This window comes from Flavobacteriales bacterium (genome assembly GCA_016699575.1).
Classification (GTDB): Bacteria; Bacteroidota; Bacteroidia; order Flavobacteriales_F; family PHOS-HE28; genus PHOS-HE28.
Window position 1 is genome coordinate 554,000 of the sequence record CP064979.1, and the last position, 19,340, is coordinate 573,339.

Genomic DNA, 19,340 nt, shown 5'->3' on the forward strand with positions numbered 1-19,340 from the left:
ATGCGCGTTGCGTTGAACATCGCCCTTGTTGCCGCGCTGCTGAGCTGCGCACCGCTGCGGGCCCAGGACGATATCGGCGGTGTGGCCATCTACGAGCGCGTGAGCCCCGCCGTGGTGCAGGTGTTCGCCTACGGGCACGACCTGGTGCAACGCGGCCGTGCCAGCGGTGTGATCCTGCGCGACAAGGGATGGCTCATCACCAATTACCACGCAACGGGCAAGGGCACCGACATCAGTGCGCGCCGTGGCGACGACAACCTCAACATGCTGCACGTGGTACGCGCCGATAGCACGTTGGACATCGTGGTGCTGGCCATCGATACCATCAACGCACCGGATTGGTACAGCACGGTGCCGCTCCTTCCCCGCGCAAGGCCCAACGACGTGCACGAAGGCGGACCGGTGTACGCCATCGGCAATCCCTACGGCTTCACCAACACCATCAGCCGGGGCATCGTAAGCGGATTGCGGCAGGACAGCGTGTACAATTTCATCCAGACCGACGCGGCCATCTCGCCCGGCAACAGCGGCGGCGCACTGGTGAACGGGCGCGGTGAGCTCATCGGCATGCCCACCTGGCAATACGGCTCGGCGCGCGCCCAGAACCTCAACTTCGCCATCCCCATCGCCGAGGTGCTGGAGTGGCCCGCGGAGAACGCCCGCAAGGACTTCGAACTGGTGGACCCCGACGACCCGCTGATAGCAGGCGGCCGCGCGCTGCGCAACGGCAACCACCGCGCGGCCATCGACCACTTCACGCGGATGGGAAAGAAGGAAGTGCGGGACTGGCACCTGGGCCTCTATTACACGGGCGTGGCCTACGAGTTCCTTCACCAGCCCGATAGCGCGAACGCCTGCTACCTCAGTGCCGCCAGGCTGGATCCGCGTTTCGCCCGGGCGCATTGGCGCAGCAGCCTCATCTTCCTCGACAAGGGCCACTGGGAACTGGCCGTCGAAGCCCAAGGCAAGGCCTACGCCATCGAACCGCACTTGCGGTCGGCACACCGGAAGCAGTACTGAGGGAGGTTGGAGCGCTGTGCGGCTGGTACCTGCGCGCTCAAGCGTGTGCGCGGTTCTCTTGGCCCGCGTGAAGCGGTGAAAGTGGCGGATGCCTCCGGGCGTTGCAATGCGTTGAGCACAAGGCCGTTCAACCTTGCGCATTCTTCATTGCTCATTGCTCATTGCACATTCCCCATTGCCCATTGCGCGTTCCTCATTCGGCATGCAGAGGGCATGGGCAGCGGCTGATCGTCCAGGGGTTGCGTATGAGGGAGTGAGCGTCGAAGGATTTTCTCCTCCACCTTTTTCTTGATAAAAAGGTGGAGCCAATTGCTTCCCCTCGCCGAGCCTCGGGGCAGGCTAACAAAGCAGCAATGTGTCGCCTTAGCGCACAAGCCGTGCGCTCGGTGCGGCGGCCAGGGAGTTTCCTTCCTCCACCTTTTCCTTGATGAAAAGGTGGAGCCAAAAATCAACCGCGATCAAAGTCTGGACGGCTCGGCTACCACACACGCTCTGCGCACGGGCACGCCGACCGTCCAGCCCGCGCTGATCGCGGGGACCCACCGCACGTGAAAGCCGCAATGCTGTGCAAGAAAGACCTAGGTGGGACTCTGGTGCAGTAGCAAGACTTCACTTGTCCCGCGTGAAGCGGTAAGCGTGCCGCAGGGCGAAGGGGTTGGACCTCACGGCTCCTCATCGTGCGCCAACGGCAGTTCGGGCACCAGGTCCCAGACCATGCTGCCTACATGGTAGCTGAACCATTCGGTGAAGCGTTGCCAACTGCGGTCCTGGGGCCATTGGTCGGGATCGGTGCATACACCGAAGAGTTCCATCTCGAAGATGAACGGGGCATGGCGCTTGACAACCGTGCTCAGGTCCTTCACCGCGAAGTCGTCGTGGATGGCGAAGGCCATGGCTTCCATGTCGGCCGCTGTCAGCGGCGTGCTGTCCTTGAAGATGCTATTTGCCCAATCGTAGAACGGTTGCTTGGGCAAGATGCTGATGTACGCGCGGTTGATGGTGCTGATCTCCTTTTCCATTTGCAAGGTCTTCGCGGCGTGCAAGGAAAGGGCAAATCCATCACCCGAACAGCCGCGGCTGCCCGTCATCGGGGCCGTGGGAATACCGGTAGCCGCCATCGGCGTTGGGGTCTTGCAAGCCGCCGTAGTGGTTGATGACGTCGTGCAGCATGCCGTGGGTGGCGGGCATTTCGCCGTAGAGTTTGGAACGGGTGAAGTGCAGGATGCGCCAGCAGATGGTGGCCAGGAGGTTCGCAACCGGCCCGGATGCATCCTACTCGCACCTAGCTCCACAGCGAACCCAACGACGAACGCCCCCGATGTCGGGGGCGTTCGTGCGGATCGAGTTCACCACTGGCTACTGATCGACCAAGGTCACAGGGAACGCTTTGAATTTGACCTTCATGTAGGCCCGTTCTTCCGACATGTCGCAAGGCAGATCATCCCCGTCCGTATCGCCGTTGATGATGATCTGGTCGATGAACCCGCTGTTGATGTTCAGTGTCTCGGCGGAGTGCGAGGGGTTGCCACCCTCCATGTAGTTCAGGCTGAACAGTTGGTTGACATCGATGGTTGAGATGCGCTTGCCATTGGGCGCGGTGTAGAGCGTATGCACCTGGTTGCACTCGGCTTGGGTGTCGTTGCCGGGGTTCATGGTGATCGTCTCATCGAAGAGGATGTCCGCGACTACTTCCACTCTGGTGCCATCCTGGCTTATCTGCAATTGGAACGTTCCGGTGACTTCAGGTCCGTTCCCGCCGAATTCTTCATCGCCAGCGGTATGGATCGGCGGAAAGTCGCGCCATGACCCGTTCTGGATGTTGGCGGTAACAATGTCGCCGGCGAGCTGGCACTCCTGCACGCTGTATTCGGAGATGGTGACGAAATCAACGATGGAGTTGTCGCTGAGGCGGCGCGCGGTGAAAGCGATGGGCACGCCAGGCGATGTAGGCGAGAACTCGCCACCCGACGTGATGATGTTGTTGATGTCACCAGCCGCCAAGCCCAATGATGCACCACCAGCGGAACCACCGACAACGAAGGCATTGATGCTCTTCTCCTCGAGCGACTGGAAGGATGAGTTGGTGAAGTCAACGGATGCACTTGCGCCGAAACCGCTCCACGAAGCGCTGAGCGCAGCCTCCACTTCCTGGGAGCTGGAGCTCGTCTCGATGGTGATGTAGATCATGCGGCCGTACGTGACGCTGGCCACGTACACCGGGCAGCGCGGCGCCAGCTGGTTGAAGTCCGGGAGATCGCCGAACCACTCGTCCGGGTTCGCCTTGGGGGCAATGTCCATGGTGTAGTAGAGCTGTGCCACCTTGAGCAGGTACTTCGTGCGCTGCTGCACATTGTTCCAGGCGTAGCTACCGTCGATCTGGCCGCCCCAACCGCCCACGTGCGCGCCGATGCGTCCTACCACTTCCTCACGCGCCTTCACCTCATGCGACTCGTACAGGATGTACGCGGGCGCGGTGCCTGGGAGCGCGGTGTTGACGAACGTGTTGTGGATGGCGTTGTAGGCGGCCAGGCTCGGATCCTCCATGATGTACGAGGATGGTGAGCCGCCCGTGTTCAGCGTGGTGGTGATGGTGACCGGCATGCGGTTGTTGAACACCAGTGGGGTCCATGCCCCGCTTTGCGTGCTGCCGCCATCGATGAAACTGCCGGGCCATGTGACGGCGTTGGGATTGAAGATGGCCACTTCACTAAAGCTCGCTCCCATCTGATAGCTCTGCGTGGTGCAGTCCCACGCCTGGCTACCTACCACTTGCGTGCTCTCCGCAACGGCTCCGATCTGCACGGGCGGATCAATAGGTGCTGGTGCCGTGATGCAACCGCCAGTGGCGATCATCGCATTGTTGAAGTCGCCGCGCAGCGAATCATCGATGACGCCGAACACCACTTCGCTGCTGGGTGCGATCGTTGGTACTTCAAGGGGTTCTTTCTTGCACGCACTGGTCATGAGCGTGGCCGCGACGGTGATCGCGAACAGGACTTTTATCGTTTTCATTAGTTCAGTTGTGTTTTGGTTCGGATGAGCGGAACGTTGATGCCGATGCGTACGATCGGCGTGAGTTCAAAACGGTACTTGAAGGGAAGTGTGGAGGTATAGAGGGCATCGCCGTACGGGTTCATGGCCCCCTCGTACTTGGGAAAGCCCATGAAGGCCTGGCCGCCCACTTCGGCCGCCAACCAGTAGAGCCGCAGGGCGAGCACGGCCTGCACCACAGGGCCATTGTTCTTCACGAAAAAGGTCCGCTGCTTGAAAACAGGGTCCGCATGCTCCATGGGCACCATGGTGTGGGTAAACCGCTCAGACCGGTAACCGGCGCCGAACACGGCCGCCATGGCGAAGCACGGCCGTGCGCGCGCTGGCTTGGCACGTTGCGAACGGCTCCAGTCGTAGCAAACCACACTGCCCCGTCCGCTTTTGCGCGACGTGCGCACGGGGAACTTCACGCGGCCGGTGTATGCCTGGCCCCACCGGGTATAATCCACCAGATACATATCATCGGCGTAGCGGGTGTACTGCACATCCAACTCGGCCTGCACCGCCCAACGGCGCGTGCCGATGCCTGCTTGTGCGTTCCATGTGCTTTGGCGGTACCAATTCAGCGGGTCGCTGGTCAGTTGCAGTGTTAGGAGGCCTTTGTCACCTTGGGCGCACAGGTGCGACGTCAAATGCAAGGAGAGCAGTATCAGGATGGTGGTTCGCATTGCTCTTCTGTTTTCGTGGGGGGATTTCGTGTCCCACGGAGCAATGCTCGGAACCGCCCTTGGGGGTCCCTTTCAAGTTGGCGCGGTCGGCGGCCAGCTTGGCGCAGGTGGCATGAAAAGGCAGGAATGCGGCGGTGCCCTCAGAGCAGGTCGAAGGCGTCCAGCAGGGCACGCTTCCTGCGGCGGCTCACGGGCAGGCGTTTGCCGCCCTTCATTTCCACTACGCCGCCATCACCGGACTCGGAGGCACCGTCGTTCTCGGAATACTGCTGAACGTATTGCACGTTCAGCAGGGCCTTCTCGTGCACGCGCACTACGGTGGCAGTACGGTCCAGCAGTGCTTCCAGGTCATCGAGCGCACCACGAACTAGGATGGGCCGGGTCCACCCCACAGCCCACACGTCCATGTAGTGGTCGTCGTCGGTGTTCTTGGTGCAATACATGATGTCCGTACGGTCCAGGAAGACGAAGCCGCGCACGTTGCGACCGTGCTCGCGCTGGGTTACGGGCAGGGCGATCTGCCGGTTGTGCTTGCTGTTGGTGCGCAGCGCTTGCAGTTCAACTTCAGCCTGCTGCGTCTCCTTGCCCATGCGCTTCAACGCTGCGGCAAGTCGGGGCGCATCCACCGGCTTTTCAATGAACCCCAGGTTGCTGAACCCGAGCGCGCGCAACGCATAGGCGTACGACCCGTGGCCCGTGGTGAAGATGATCTGCGGGAGCACATCGGACACTTGTTCCAAGAGCCGCCAGCACGTTTCGTCCTCATCCGTGCCCAGCCCGTCCTGCGAGCGTGATAATTCGATGTCCATGAACACCACGTCCGGCAGGAAGGCCCGCAGCGCATGAACGCCTTGCTGCACATTGGTGGCAATGCCCACCACTTCCACTTCAGGGTGCTTCGCCCGCAAGAGACCGCTGAGCAGCTCGATGGCGTGCGGCTCGTCGTCAACGATGACGGCGCGCAGCGCGGTGGTCGCTGGTTTCTTCGACATAGGGTGTCAGTCGTCCTTGGTGCGCCACGGTTGGCGCAGCGTGGCCGTGTATCCGTTCTCGGTGCGCACGCCCTCCAACGCACCGCCATCGCCCAGGTAATCCTTCAGCAGCTCCATGCGGCGCCCGATGTTGGCCGTGCTGATGCGGTTGTTCGCGCCGGTGCCAGCAACAGGCTCATCGGTGGCCGGTAGCTCGTTCTCCACCACGAAGACCAGGTCGTTGTTCTGTCGCCGGGCTTTGAGCTTCACAGTGCCGCGCGCGCCGTGCTTGATGGCGTTCTCGATGAGCGGTTGCAAGGTTCCGGGGCTCACCATCACCGACGCCGGGACGATGTCGTCCGCCAATTCCACCTTGTACTTCAGCCTACCGGGCACCGTGCGGCGCTTCATCTTCACATAGGTGTCAACGGCCAGCAACTCGTCCTTCAGGCTCACCTCTTCCTTGCGGATGTTGCGCAGCTCGATGCGCAACAACTGCTCGAGCAATTCCAGCATTCGCGCGGCGCCCTCGGTGTCGCCCTCGTTCAACTTCACATGCACGGAAGTGAGCGCGTTGCTGACCAGGTGCGGGTAGTGCTGCACGCGCAGTGCGCGTTCTTCCTGCAAAGCGCGCTCGCGCTGCAAACGCTCGCGCTGTTTCACGTGCTCCAGCTCCCGCTGCATGGCTTCGGCGCGCAGCCGCTCACGGTCCAGCATCGCTTCTTGGCGTTGCCGTGCGCGCTGCCGGTTGCCGCGGTACCGTACGACCACCAGCACCAGAGCCGTGGCGATGAGCAGGCTCAACAACCCCAGCAGGGTGATGGTGCGCCCCTGTTCTTCCTCCAACTTCAGCAACCGTTCCTGTTCGGCGCGCAGGGTCTCAATGGTCACCTTGGTCGTGCGCGTCACCTGGTCCGCCTTGCGCCGTTGTTCGGCCAGGACATCGTTGGTTACGCGTTCCTCGTGCGCCAGCTGGTCATCCACGGAAATGCGCTCCTCCAGTGCTTTCAATGCCAGCGCATGGTGCTCGTGGAAGTCGTGGCAGCGGTAGATGGCGTCCAGCACTTCGGAGCGCAACTCCAGCTCGCCGGCCCGCAAGTGGGCCAAGGCCAACCGGCCTAAACCAACGGCGCGCCGGTCGTAGTCGGGTTCGAGCAAAGCCAAGCACAGCAAGGCGAAACTCTTGCCGATCGCAGCACTGTCCCTCCTCTCTTCACCCTCGTGCAATACGTTCAGCGCCACACTGCATGCGCCGTCGCGGTCGCCGCGCTGCAAGGCCCTGCGCGCGGCCACGAGGGCCGGGCCGGGGTGGTAGGGTGCGCCATGTGCGGCTTCCGCTTGCCGCATGAGGCGTGCGTGCTGGGGACTGTTCCAGACGCGGAGGAGGCTGTCGGGGGCCCAAGCGGAGGCCTGCACGCCTGTGCACAACAAGACCAAAAAGAAAAACGCGGAACGAAGGCTCATCGGTGGGGATGACAATGTAGGGAACCAAGTATACCCAGTGGCCACCTGCTTGCAGTTGCCGCGTTCATTGCCCACCACCTATTCAGTAGAGAGCGACAAGTCCGGGGGAAAAGCCCCGGAACCTCACCCGAACAACCGCGGCTGCCCGTCATCGGGGCCGTGGGCATAACGGAAGCCGCCATCGGCGTTGGGGTCTTGCAAGCCGCCGTAATGATTGATGACATCGCGCACCATGCCGAGGGTGGCGGGCATTTCGCCGTAGAGCTTGGAACGCGTGAAGTGTAGGATGCGCCAGCCGATGGTGGCCAGCAGGTTGGCGCGTTGCTTGTCGTGCTCCACCGCATCGGGGTGCATGTGGTGCTCAGCACCATCGCACTCCAGACCGATGTTGCCCGTCTTGCAGAACACCGCGAAGTCCAAGCGGAACCACTTGGTGCCGACGCGTACGTCCAGTTGCCGCTCCACGGGTATTGTGGCCTTGTGCAACTCGTATGATAAGAGGTTCTCCAGCGGACTGTCGTTGAAGAGGTGGTTGATGTCAGTGGCGGTGACGAGCTTGCGATAGGTGGTGGGAATGAAGATGACGCGTCGCGGACGACGGCACCGGATGGGCACGGGCAACTCCTGCATCTCGGCGCAACCGATGATGTAATACTGCCGCTGCGCGTTGGGATGATGCGGCTCTTTGGGCAGCACCTCAATGCGCCGCCTCAGCACCAGACTTGTCACGGGCGAATACCAGCGGACCAGCGAGCGCTCCTCACCGAAGGACTGCGGTTGGTAGAAGGCGATGTGCGAGAGCTTGCCGCTGGTGAGCACATGCGGCGCATGCTCGGCGGGCAGCCGGTACCAACCCCGCGTGTGCGCGAACGCCATGTCCTTGGGCGTGGGCATAAAGGCCACCAGAACGGTGTTCTCTTCGGTGTCGAGGGTGGGTTCGTACACGGGAGTTGGCCAAGGAAACGTGGATGTCACGATAGTCCCCGGAGGCCTTCAATAACGCTCCACCGGGCGATCACGCTTTACACCAGCCCAATCAAGATCGAGGTCCTCCTCGCCCAATACATCGACTTCTTTGCAGAAACGCACCCTTTGGACAAACCAAATGGCCAATGCACCTCTTGAAGCAGCACTGTATAACACGACTTGGATGATCACTAATCCCACCGCTTGGAAAGCCGCGTAGATCCATTTCAAAGCCGGAAGAGCATCCGCACCTGGCATGACCAAACCAATTGAGGGTATGAACATGCTCAGCGCAAACAAGTACAGCACAGGTGCCATCCACCATTTCGGGGTCAAGTAGGGCACATTCAGACTTGCAACAACCAACATGGCAAGCACGCTATCCAAAACGTTCGTAGCGAGATAGGCCCATAGAACTGCCTGCGGAGGCCAAACACCCACCGCAACTCCTATCCGCACCAGCCCCAGGGTTAGGATGATCGTTGCAATAGACCACAATGGCGTGCCCATGGCATGCACAGGCCGGTTCGGGAACCTGAACAACAAGTACAACCAGTAGATGGAAAGTGAAGAAAGCATGTTGAACAGATCGCCCACGACCATTAGTACAACATGGAACGATCGATCATAGTCAACAGCACCCCAGCGCTGTGCCAAGAGCCCGACGCAATAGGCGCAAGCAATGCACAGCACAGTAACACGCCACAGCGACAAAGCATCCAAAGCCGAATGCACTGCGAGCCGTGCATTAGACCCTCCCGTATTCCACCGTCCCTGTAGTTGACCCGCACTGGGCCAAACTGATGGTATCATGGCATACAGCAGGACCGCGACGAAGGCCGGCAAATAGTTCGAGAGGTCAAACTGTCTTCCTTGGTAGGGACGATAGACCGCCATTAGGAAGTCGCCCAGCAACACAAGTGCGAGCAGCCATGCAAACCACTTGAATGATCCCGATGGCCGTACGATCCCGCGAGCGAATGCCTTGCTCTCGCTCAAAGGAACGGCTTGAATGTTCGTCATGGCAGGGTGCAGTTCAACTTGAGAGGTTCAGCATGCTCACAAACGACCTCCACCTCGCACTTGGCCAAGGAAAGGTCGGTCCACCAGAAAATATCCAACGTATCACGCGGCTCGATCACACCCAGGTCATAGCGGTCTTTGAACCTATCCATCGCTCGTCCATGTCGGTTGTGATCGATGATCAAACATCCCTCACCTCCAGGAACAAAGAGCCGGGTGCTGCTCGAAGAAGCCACACTCCCGGTGTTGGTCAACGAGATATGCACCATGCTCAGCATATGACTGAGGGCATCCATCGCCGAATCGCACCGCATGGAATCCAAGCTCACCGCCACATTCCCATTCGGCCAAACTACCGCCACAGGATTTGGATGAACGGCGACCTGCCCTACTAATTGCACACCGGGAGGTGTTGGCTCCCAAACAAACACTCCAAGGACAAAGGAGGCTACCGTGGCCAAGGCTCCAAGGACCCCCGCGGAACTTTGAAGCCCCCTGTAGAGACCTTGGAAGAATCCGATGAGTATTGTTGTCGCCCAGTGCACTCCTGCTCGATCGTATTAGTTCGTTAGTGAGGCCCTTGCGAATATGCCGATTTGGCGGTCACAAACGACATCCCGATGACACGACGGGCCCAGTTCCATCAGAACTGCCCCTTACTGAACTCCCCCGCCAACATCTCTGCCTGCCTTAATACAAGCTCCGTCGCCAACTTCTGCATATCCGGCGGATAACCATAGTGCCGTAGCGTCCGCTTAACGATCACCTTCAGCTTGGCACGCACATTCTCCTTGATCGTCCAATCGATGCTGGCGTTCTGGCGGACGCGCTCGGTGAGGACGACGGCCAACTCGCGGAGCTTCTCCTGTTGCATCAACTCCTTGGCGCTGTCGTTGTTGGCCACGGCGGTGTAGAAGGCGTACTCGTATTCGGTGAGGCCCATGTCGGCGGCCTGCTTGTCGCCGGCGGTGATCTCCTTGCTCACCTTGATCAGCTCCTCGATCACTTCGGCGGCGCTGAGGATCTTGTTGTGGTAGCGCTTGATGCTGTCCTCCAGCATGTCCATCAGGCTGCGGCTTTGCACGATGTTGGTGCGGGCGCGGGCCTTGATCTCGTCGTTCAGGAGTTTCTTGAGCACTTCGATGGCGACGTTCTTGTGCGCCATGCCTTTCAGCTCCAAGAGGAACTCTTCGCTAAGCACGGAGATATCCGGCTTCTTTATGCCCGCTGCGTCATAGACGTCGATGACTTTCTCGCTCACCAGCGCCTGGTCGATCACCTGCCGGATGGTGGTCTCCAACTCTTCATCGGTGCGGCCGCTGCTTGCCTCGAACTTCACGAGGCGGGCCTTCACGGCTTGGAAGAAGCCGACCTCGTCCTTCACATCCATCGCTTGGTCGTGCGGGATGGCGATGGCGAAGGTCTTGCTGAGCGCGGTGACCTCGTTGATGTAGCGCCGCTTGCCGTCCTCCAGACCGAGGATGTGTTCCTCGGCACCAAGGATCAGGGAGAGCTTCTTCGCCGTGTCCGCTTGGAAGTACTCCTCGTAGGGGAATCCGCTGTACATGTTCGCGACCACCTCCAATTTCTCCAGCATCAGGGTCACGGCCTGTTCTTGGGCAATGGTGGGATTGCCCTTGCCACCCGCATCGGAATAGAAGGAAAGCGCCTTCTTCAGGTCGGCGGCGATGCCGAGGTAGTCCACTACATGGCCGCCGGGCTTGTCGCGGAAAACCCGGTTGACGCGAGCAATGGCCTGCATCAGACTATGGCCCTTCATCGGCTTGTCGATGTACAGCGTGTGCATGCTGGGCGCATCAAAACCGGTAAGCCACATATCACGGACGATCACCAGTTCCAGTGGATCATCAGGATCCTTCATGCGCTCGGCAAGAATGCGCCGCTGTTCCTTGGTCGTGTGGTGCTTGCTCAGCAGTGGACCCTCGGATGAGGACGCTGTCATCACCACCTTGATCTTGCCTTCCTTCAAGTCGGTGCTGTGCCAATCTGGACGCAGGGCAACGATCGCATTGTATAGCTCTGCTGCGATACGTCTGCTCATAGCCACGATCATTCCCTTTCCGGGGAAGACCTCCTGCCGTTGGCCGAAGTGCGTCACGATATCCCGTGCCACCGTCGCTATTCGCTTCTCACTGCCAATGAGCCCCTCCAACTGCGTCCACTTGGCCTTGGCCTTCTGCGTGTCGGTGAGTTCCTCCTTGCCCAGCTCATCGTCGAGGTCCTTGATCAGCTGCTTGCCTTCCTCGCTCAGGTTCACCTTGGCCAGGCGGCTCTCGTAGTAGATGCGCACCGTGGCGCCGTCCTCCACGGCCTGCGCGATGTCGTACACGTCCACGTAGTTGCCGAAGACGGCAGGGGTGTTCACATCGGTGCTCTCGATGGGCGTACCGGTGAAGCCCAGGTAGGTGGCGTTGGGCAGCGCATCGCGCAGGTACTTGGCGAAGCCGTACACGATCTTGGTGCCCACCACTTCGCCCGCCACGTCCTTCACCTCCACGTTGCGGGCCTTGAAGCCGTATTGCGTGCGGTGCGCTTCGTCGGCGATCACCACGATGTTCTCGCGGGCGCTCAGCTGGTCGTACACGTTGCCCTCTTCCGGCTGGAACTTCTGGATGGTGGTGAACACCACGCCGCCGCTGGCCACTTTCAGCAATTCCTTCAGGTGGTCGCGGTCCTCGGCCTGCACGGGTTCCTGTCGCAGCAGTTGCACACTGGCCGCGAAGGTGTCGAAGAGCTGGTCGTCCAGGTCGTTGCGGTCGGTGATCACCACAATGGTGGGATTGTCCAGGGCCAGCACCACCTTGCCGGTGTAGAACACCATGCTCAGGCTCTTGCCGCTGCCTTGCGTGTGCCACACCACACCGCCCTTGCGGTCGCCGGTGGCTTGCTTCGCCACACCTGGCAGGCCATAGCTCTCGGGTGATTCCGCCACCATCGAAGCGCTGCCGCTTGCCGCCGCAGGCGGCGCCTTGTATCCAGTCGCGCGCAGCGTGCTCGCCACCGCCCTGTTCACCGCGTAGTACTGGTGGTAGGCGGCGATCTTCTTTACCGTGGTGATGGTGTTCACGCCCGTCTTCGGGTCTTCCTTCTTGCTGCGCTCGAACACGATGAAGTGGCGCACCAGATCGAGCAGGGTCTCCTTGTTGAGCATGCCCACGATAAGCGTTTCCAGCTGACCGATCAGCGGTGAAGCCTCCACCTTGCCATCGCTGGTCTTCCAGCTCATGTACCGGCTGAAGCCGCTGCTCACCGTGCCGGCCTTGGCCTCCAGGCCATCGCTGATCACCACCACGCAGTTGTAGGTGAACAGGCCGGGGATGGTCTCCTTGTAGGTCTCCACCTGCTTGTAGGCGCTGCGGATGCTCGCCTTCTCATCGGCGGCGTTCTTCAGCTCCATCAGCACCAGCGGCAGGCCGTTCACGAACAGCAGCACATCGGGCCGCTTGTTCTTGCCGTTCTCCACCACGGTGTACTGGTTCACCACCAGCAGGTCGTTGTTGGCGGGGTTGGCAAAGTCCACCAGCCACACCAGGTCGCCGCGCGTGTTGCCGTCCTGCTGGTGTTCCACCTTCACGCCTTCGGTGAGCATGCGGTGGAAGACCTCGTTGTTCACCAGCAGCTCCGGGCTGGCGATGCGCGCCACCTGCTTCACGGCCTCCTCCTGCGCTGCTGCCGGTATGCGCGGGTTGATGCGCCGCACGGCCGCACGCAGGCGCTCCAGCAGCAGCACCTGCTCGTAGCTCTCCCGCTCCGGCTGCTCGCCATCGTGCGCAATGCCGGGGCCGTGCTGGTAGGCATAGCCCAGCTCGCGCAAGCGCCCAATGGCGAACTGTTCGATCTGGTCTTCGGTCATCGCGCTGGCTGGTCAGGTGTATCGGACAAATCAGCGTCATCGGCCGGATCAGTCCTATCCGGCCGCTTCGCCTGATTCGTCCGATCGTCCAATCCCGGCTCATACTTCCTTGTCCCCTTGCACTCCGGGTAGCCACTGCACCCCCAGAACTGGCTACCCGCATTGCTGCCCTGCCGGGCAGTGCGCAAGCGCATGGCCTTGCCGCACTTGGGGCAGTTCGGGGTTTCGGCGGCGGGCACCACCGGGCGGCCTTGTTGCCGGTCCCGCTCCGCAAGCCTCGCGGCGGTTAGTTGCTCCCGGTGACCGCCGTGCTTGATGATGTCCTGTTCCAAGCGCGTGATCAGGCGGTCCAGCAGGAAGTTGGCCTGGTGGATCAAGCAGATCAGGCAGTTGGCGCGCACGGCGGGGTCAGTGTGGTCCAGCCAGGGGGCGTAGTCGGCGTAGGTTAGCTCGCGGTGGTCCGGCACTTTGGCCACGTTGCGCACGGCCAGGGCCTCGGGGTCGTCCTTGTGCCACTGGCGGTGTTTCTTCTGGCGCAGGTAGTCCTCGTAGTCCAGCAACAGTTCGTCCTGGCTGGCGCGGGCCACGTTCACCAGCTTCAGTTCGCTCTCGGCGCTGGTGGCGTTGGCGCGGCTGCCCTCACCGATGTTCTGGCGGCCGCTGCGCGCGGCACCGATCAGTTGGTCTTCCAGCTTGTGGCTGCGGATGAACTTCTCACAGAACGCCACCGTGCCATCATAGATCACCGTGGTGGTCTGGAAGGCGCGCAGCTTGCGGAACCCGCCGCTGGGGCGCAGGCGGCCGGGGCCTTCGGGGTCTGGTGGCGTGGTGCTCATTTCTGCCGCAATCCTTTGGGCAACAAGAGCAGGAACGGGATGCACTGGTCCATGTCCAGCGTGGCCCAATCGGGGCCCAGGCGGCGCAGGGCATCGTAGTACTGCTGCAAGTGGTTGCGGTAGTAGAGTTCGCTGTTGACCAACCAGGCCGCAGGACCAACGTGCTTAGCGAGGAACCACTTCTCCAACAGGCGGCCGGTGCGCCCGTTGCCATCGTTGAAGGGGTGGATCTTCACGAACTCCAGGTGCAGCAGCGCGGCATAGTAGAAGGCCTCGGTGGGTGTGAGGGTGGCCTTGTCCAAGGCTTTCACGGCGCGCATCAGCCGGACCATCAGCTTGGGTACATCGGCGGCGGGCGGACCTTCGTAGATCTTGTAGCGCCCCAGGATGCTGCTGCCCACCACGTACACGGCGCCGGTGCGCCACTCGCCGGGCGTCCAACCCTTCTTGCTGTAGATAGTGGCGGCCAGCGTGGCGTGGGCTTTCAGCAAATTGGCTTCGGTGAGCGGTGTGCGCTGGGCATCACCGTAAGCCCGCACCAGGTCCTCCACCTCCTGCACATCGCGTGTGCGGCGTTTGCCATTGCTGGTGGCTTCCACGTACTCATCCAAGCTCACGCGGCTGCCTTCGATCTGGCTGCTGGCCACGGCCCCGGCAATGGTGGCCCAGCGCGTGGCATCGCCAGTGCGCGCACTCTTGCGGGCCAAACGCGCCACGTGCTTCTCCAGCGTTAGGCGCTGGCGCTTCGCGTAGGCGGGCAGGTATTTCGGGCTCAGCAGTTCCACAGGGTGAAGTTCGGGCTTAGTGTTCGTTCGGCGTTGGAACGGACCTATCGGGTGGTGGCTGGCTCACTGTTGCAGGATCGTGTAAGTCAGTTCCAAATGATCTTGGCCATGTCAAAGAGCAGCCTATGCCGCTCCTCCACCTCAGTAGGGCCGAACGTGGGCATGGGCCGGAACTTCAGATCGTGCCGCTCCATCATGCTCTTGAAATCCTTCTTCTTCACATAGGTGTTCTCCAGCAGCGTTTCGTTCCAGTAGAGCGTACCGGCGTAGGTCTTCAGCTTCTTCGCGTACTTCTCATTGTTGCTGCTCTGGTTGTCCTTGCCTTTCAGCAAGAGCAGACCGCCAAGTCTGTTGCGTTCGCGTTCGAACAACTCTTCGTCGTTGTTGAACACGGCCCTGTTGTCGTCGTTCTCTGCCAAGATGTGCTCCACGTGGAATCCGTTCTTGCTGCCGGTGTTCAAGACAAGGTCGTATATGTTCTGCCGCATGTTCTGGCTGGTGTTCTCGGCGATGAACATTTCGATGCGGGCGAAGAAGTAGCGCTTGAACCGTTTCTCCAATTCGATCCCGGTTTCCTTGAAGAGGCCATAGTTGAGCGGATCCTGAGCATTTGCACCCTTGGCCTCAGTCAGCAGCTCAAGTAGATGGGTATCGAAGACCTTCCGTATGACGGCGGCCGGATTTTCCCTGATTGCATTGCTGATGCTGTACACCACCCGGTTGAAGCTGTTGCTGTTATAGCTGCGCTGCAACTGGAGCAGACAGAATAAGCGGTCCACTTCCCGGGCGATGGTGGCGATCTTCTCGGATTCCTCCGCATCGTCCACCGTGCAACTGGAAAGCACAAGCATGAACTGCGTGTTCATGTCTGTGAGGTTGTTGAAGTACACGTGCCGGTATTGCGCCGCTTCACTCTGGTAGTAGCTGTACATGCGCTTGTACAGGTTCGTGAAGTACTTGAACTCCTTCTGCAGGAAGGCCTTGACCTGCTTCGGGCTATGGTCCAGACGCAGGTACTTGTCCAGTTCGGGGGTGAACATCACCCGGTGATAGTCCTTGTCGAACTTCTCTGCTTCGCCCCGGGTGTTCGCATACTTAGCCTTCAGGTAATACGTGAAGAAGTTGTCGATCTCGTCGGACTTCAACGCATTGATGGCACCGACCTGTTCTTCCCAGAGTTCATTCAAGCCTAACTCATTCAGTTCCCGCTTATCAACCTGGCCGAGCAGTTTCCCCTTGAGAATCTCGTACGGGCGTAGCTTCACCCCACGATCGTTGATCACCTCGAAAACCATGGGCACATCCGTCTGCTTCACGTCGAGATTGATCAGCACAAGACGGCGCAGGCAGTAGAATGTGAAGCTCTCGAAACGGTGCTTGTCCTTCAGCTTGGCATCCAGCGTTTGACCTATCAGGCGGTAGTTCGCGATCAGGTTCTGAGAAGTCACACTGTCATAGGTGCTTTCATCCAACGGCTCATCGGACTTCAGCAAATGGTCCATCACCTCCTTCTGGCCCTCGTGGCTCATCCTGTAGGTGCTCTTGAAGCCTGATTGCCCAGCCAGCTTTCCACGCAACCAAATGCCCAATTCGGAGCCGTACCCATCGGCCATGCGAACGAGCTTCAGGATGATGAGCGACAGCGTGGTAAGGCGCTGCTGGCCGTCCACGATGAACACCTTGCCGTCTACTTGATTGGTCACGTAGGTGTTCAGGTAGTACCACGCATAGTCATCGATCAAGCGCTCCAGCGGGATGTCCGAGTCCTTGTGCTTTGCGAACTCCTGATCGAATTTGTAGAACACGTCGTCCAGTAGGCGCTGCACGGGTTCGTTGCTCCACTTGTACTGGCGCTGGTAGAAATCGATGTGGTAGATCAGCGTACCGAACACCGTGTCCAGGTTCTCACGCGCGGGGTTTACGTCGATCATGATTTCATCGTGTTCATCTCCACCCTCACCTCTCCGCTCATCAGTTTCGGTAGCAGCGTATCGCGGAGCTTCGTCAGGTTGGCGACTTGGTCCTTGTTCGTATCAATCTTCTCTAGCAGCGGGTCGACGACCTTGGAGAAGTCAACGAGTTGTTGCTTCGACTTGGCCTGGAAGGTGAGCGCCTTGATGTCGTCCGGGCTCACACGCTGATGGCTTCCGCTAGTTCCAGATGCCGCCGACGCGAGTTCATCCTGAACGGGCTTCGAGATCAAGAAGCAGTACAGAAAGCCAAAAATCTCGTCCTTCTTCGGGACGAACACTTGGAACTCCGTGCTGCTAATGGGGTGCTCATGCTTCTTGTCGCGGACCGGCCACACCCTGGGAAAGCGCGGGTTCAGCTTGGAGACGAGTACGGCATTCTCGGGAACTACATATTTCGAGCTCTTGATCGTGTCGCCCAATTCAGGCGAGGGCTCCCTACCTTCATCGTACGCGGGTAGACTGTAGTGATGGAAGATGCGCGTTGGGTGCTGACCAGGGTTTACACTGTTCTTTAAATGGGATGCAATGTCTGTAAGTACATATTCCTCCCAGCCCTCCTCCGCCTCCTCCACGAACCACTGCCTGAACAGCGTTTCGGCCATGGCCTCCAAGGTCTTGTTCTGCCGGTGCAGCAGATCGATCTTGTTGTCCAAGCTCAAAAGGACTGAGGCGATGGCAACCTGTTCATCCTTGTCCGGTATGATGACCGGCAGCTTCTTCAGCACGGAGGACTTGATCCCGAGCACAGTTGTACCCGATGCCCTTGACTCCAATTCATACTGGCCGGATGGACTTTGCAGGTAGTACTTGATGAAGGGATTGTATGCCTTCTTGGGATATGCACGTAACGTGATGATGCGTTGTGCCAAAGCCACATCCTTAGACTTCAACAAAGCCACCTCGCCCAATGGAGCCTCGGTGGTAATCACTACATCGTCCACTTCCGGATAGCCCCGGCGCATCCAGTTATGGTAGTCCTCCTTCGAGATGAATTCGTTCGGTTCCTCTATGGTGCCGTTCTTGACCACCTTAGCAGTGATCAACGGAACACCTGATGTTGTCTTGGTCGGCGTTTTGCCACGGTAATCGATGAACTTCTCGATCACCTCATCAAGCAGATATTCCTTCCACTCACCCATCGACCTTCACGCTTTTCAGGTTCTTCAGGATGGCGCTGTTCAGCTCGGCCTCTTCCTGTAGCTGCGTGGCGAACTCGGCTTGCAGCGCCGCGAAACGCTCGGCGAACACGAAGTCGTCCTCTTCTTCGGCCAGGCCCACATAGCGGCCGGGGGTGAGCACGTAGTCCAACTCCTTCACGCGGCTCAGCGGCGCCGCGCAGCAGAAGCCGGGCACATCGGCGTAGGTGCCGGTGGGGTTCCGCCAGTTGTGGTAGGTGTCCGCAATGGTGTTGATGTCGGCCTCGCTGAACTCGCGCGTGCGGCGGTTCACCAAGTGGCCCAGGTGCCGCGCATCGATGAAGAGGATCTCGGTCGTTCTGTTCCGGAATTTGCCGTTGGCGCGGTTGCGGCTCATGAACCAGAGGCTGGCGGGGATCTGGGTGTTGAGGAAGAGCTTGGCGGGCAGGTTCACGATGCAATCGATGAGGCCCGCCTCCACCATGGCCTTGCGGATCTCACCCTCGCCGCTGCTCTTGCTGGTGAGGGCGCCCTTGCTGAGCACCACGCCCGCCTGCCCGCTGGGGCTTAAGTGGTAGATGAAGTGCTGCATCCACGCGAAGTTGGCGTTGCCCTCGGGCGGCGTGCCGTATTGCCAGCGGCCGTCGGTGCGCAGCAGGTCGCCGCTCCAATCGCTCACGTTGAAGGGCGGGTTAGCGATGATGTAATCGGCCTTCAGGTCCTTGTGGGCATCGTTGAGGAAGGAGCCCTCGCTGTTCCACTTCACCTGCGAGCTGTCCAGCCCGCGAATGGCGAGGTTCATCTTGGCCAGCCGCCAGGTGGTCTGGTTGCTCTCCTGCCCGTAGATGCTGATGTCGTTGACCTTGCCCTGGTGTTCGGTGACGAATTTTTCGGATTGTACGAACATGCCGCCGCTGCCGCAGCAGGGGTCGAACACGCGGCCCTTGTACGGCTCCAGCATCTTCACCAGCAGTTCCACCACGCTGCGCGGGGTATAGAACTGGCCGCCCTTCTTGCCCTCGGCCAGCGCGAACTCGCCTAGGAAGTACTCGAACACATGGCCCAGCACATCGGCGCTACGGCTCTTGGCATCGCCCAGGGCGATGTTGCCGATGAGGTCGATGAGGCCGCCGAGGCTGGTGGGGTCCAGGTTCTGCCGGGCGTACACCTTGGGCAGCACGCCCTTCAGCGAGTCGTTCTCCCGCTCTATGGCGTCCATGGCCTCATCCACCGTTTTGCCGATGGTGGGCTGCTTGGCGTGGCTTTGCAGAAAGCTCCACCGCGCGCCGGGCGGCACGAAGAATACGTTCTCGGCCTTGTACTCGTCCTTGTCCTCGGGGTCGGCACCGGCGCTCTCTTCGGCCTTCAGCTTGTCGTACAGCTCCACGAAGGCATCGCTGATGTACTTGAGGAAGACGAGGCCGAGCACGATGTGCTTGTACTCGGCGGCGTCGATGTTCTTGCGGAGCTTGTCGGCCGTTTTCCAGAGCTGCTTTTCGATGGGCTCGCTGGCTTCGGCGGCTTTGGGTTTGCGGGCTTTGGTGGTGGGGAGTGCGGTCATCGGCGGGAAGGT

15 protein-coding genes are annotated in these 19,340 nt (G+C 60.3%); 1 reads left to right on the top strand and 14 read right to left on the bottom strand.

Features of this window, described 5'->3' with window-relative positions; all coding sequences use genetic code 11:
• A complete protein-coding gene (locus IPJ76_02365; GenBank protein ID QQR87091.1) occupies positions 1-1,020 on the top strand; it encodes a trypsin-like peptidase domain-containing protein in 1,020 nt (339 codons plus the stop codon).
• A 662-nt stretch (positions 1,021-1,682) separates the two neighbouring features.
• Here the strand turns inward: IPJ76_02365 and IPJ76_02370 are convergent.
• From IPJ76_02370 to IPJ76_02435, 14 genes are all read right to left on the bottom strand, one after another.
• On the bottom strand, positions 1,683-2,039 hold the full coding sequence (locus tag IPJ76_02370; protein ID QQR87092.1) for a hypothetical protein: 357 nt from the start codon (positions 2,037-2,039) through the stop codon (positions 1,683-1,685).
• Positions 2,040-2,376: 337 nt separating this feature from the next.
• Entirely contained in the window at positions 2,377-4,032 is a 1,656-nt protein-coding gene (locus tag IPJ76_02375) for a thiol-activated cytolysin family protein (GenBank protein ID QQR87093.1), read from the bottom strand.
• The gene (locus IPJ76_02380) at positions 4,032-4,739 is read right to left on the bottom strand and encodes a hypothetical protein (GenBank protein QQR87094.1); all 708 of its coding nucleotides are present in this window, start codon (positions 4,737-4,739) and stop codon (positions 4,032-4,034) included. Before IPJ76_02380 ends, IPJ76_02375 begins: the two co-directional genes overlap by 1 nt.
• 140 nt (positions 4,740-4,879) lie before the next feature.
• On the bottom strand, positions 4,880-5,731 hold the full coding sequence (locus IPJ76_02385) for a response regulator transcription factor (GenBank protein ID QQR87095.1): 852 nt from the start codon (positions 5,729-5,731) through the stop codon (positions 4,880-4,882).
• 6 nt (positions 5,732-5,737) lie between these two features.
• The gene (locus IPJ76_02390; GenBank protein QQR87096.1) at positions 5,738-7,174 is read right to left on the bottom strand and encodes a histidine kinase; all 1,437 of its coding nucleotides are present in this window, start codon (positions 7,172-7,174) and stop codon (positions 5,738-5,740) included.
• Positions 7,175-7,297: 123 nt separating this feature from the next.
• Positions 7,298-8,119, bottom strand: a complete 822-nt coding sequence (locus IPJ76_02395) for a DUF559 domain-containing protein (GenBank protein QQR87097.1) — start codon at positions 8,117-8,119, stop codon at positions 7,298-7,300.
• Positions 8,120-8,167: 48 nt separating this feature from the next.
• Positions 8,168-9,163, bottom strand: coding sequence for a hypothetical protein (locus tag IPJ76_02400; GenBank protein QQR87098.1), 996 nt, complete (start codon positions 9,161-9,163; stop codon positions 8,168-8,170).
• On the bottom strand, positions 9,160-9,624 hold the full coding sequence (locus IPJ76_02405) for a hypothetical protein (protein ID QQR87099.1): 465 nt from the start codon (positions 9,622-9,624) through the stop codon (positions 9,160-9,162). Before IPJ76_02405 ends, IPJ76_02400 begins: the two co-directional genes overlap by 4 nt.
• A 182-nt stretch (positions 9,625-9,806) precedes the next feature.
• Complete coding sequence (locus IPJ76_02410) at positions 9,807-13,037, bottom strand: type I restriction endonuclease subunit R (protein ID QQR87100.1); 3,231 nt, start codon at positions 13,035-13,037, stop codon at positions 9,807-9,809.
• Positions 13,034-13,873 (bottom strand): topoisomerase DNA-binding C4 zinc finger domain-containing protein, encoded by an 840-nt coding sequence (locus IPJ76_02415; GenBank protein QQR87101.1) that lies wholly within the window; start codon positions 13,871-13,873, stop codon positions 13,034-13,036. Before IPJ76_02415 ends, IPJ76_02410 begins: the two co-directional genes overlap by 4 nt.
• Positions 13,870-14,658 carry a Fic family protein gene (locus tag IPJ76_02420; protein ID QQR87102.1) on the bottom strand — a complete coding sequence of 263 codons (789 nt, stop codon included), beginning with the start codon at positions 14,656-14,658 and terminating at the stop codon, positions 13,870-13,872. Before IPJ76_02420 ends, IPJ76_02415 begins: the two co-directional genes overlap by 4 nt.
• 86 nt (positions 14,659-14,744) lie before the next feature.
• Positions 14,745-16,586, bottom strand: a complete 1,842-nt coding sequence (locus IPJ76_02425) for a DUF262 domain-containing protein (protein ID QQR88378.1) — start codon at positions 16,584-16,586, stop codon at positions 14,745-14,747.
• Positions 16,586-17,770 (bottom strand): restriction endonuclease subunit S, encoded by a 1,185-nt coding sequence (locus IPJ76_02430; GenBank protein QQR87103.1) that lies wholly within the window; start codon positions 17,768-17,770, stop codon positions 16,586-16,588. The genes IPJ76_02425 and IPJ76_02430 overlap by 1 nt, the downstream gene beginning before the upstream one ends.
• Positions 17,763-19,328, bottom strand: a complete 1,566-nt coding sequence (locus tag IPJ76_02435) for an SAM-dependent DNA methyltransferase (GenBank protein QQR87104.1) — start codon at positions 19,326-19,328, stop codon at positions 17,763-17,765. Before IPJ76_02435 ends, IPJ76_02430 begins: the two co-directional genes overlap by 8 nt.
• Between the last annotated feature and the right edge of the window lie 12 nt (positions 19,329-19,340).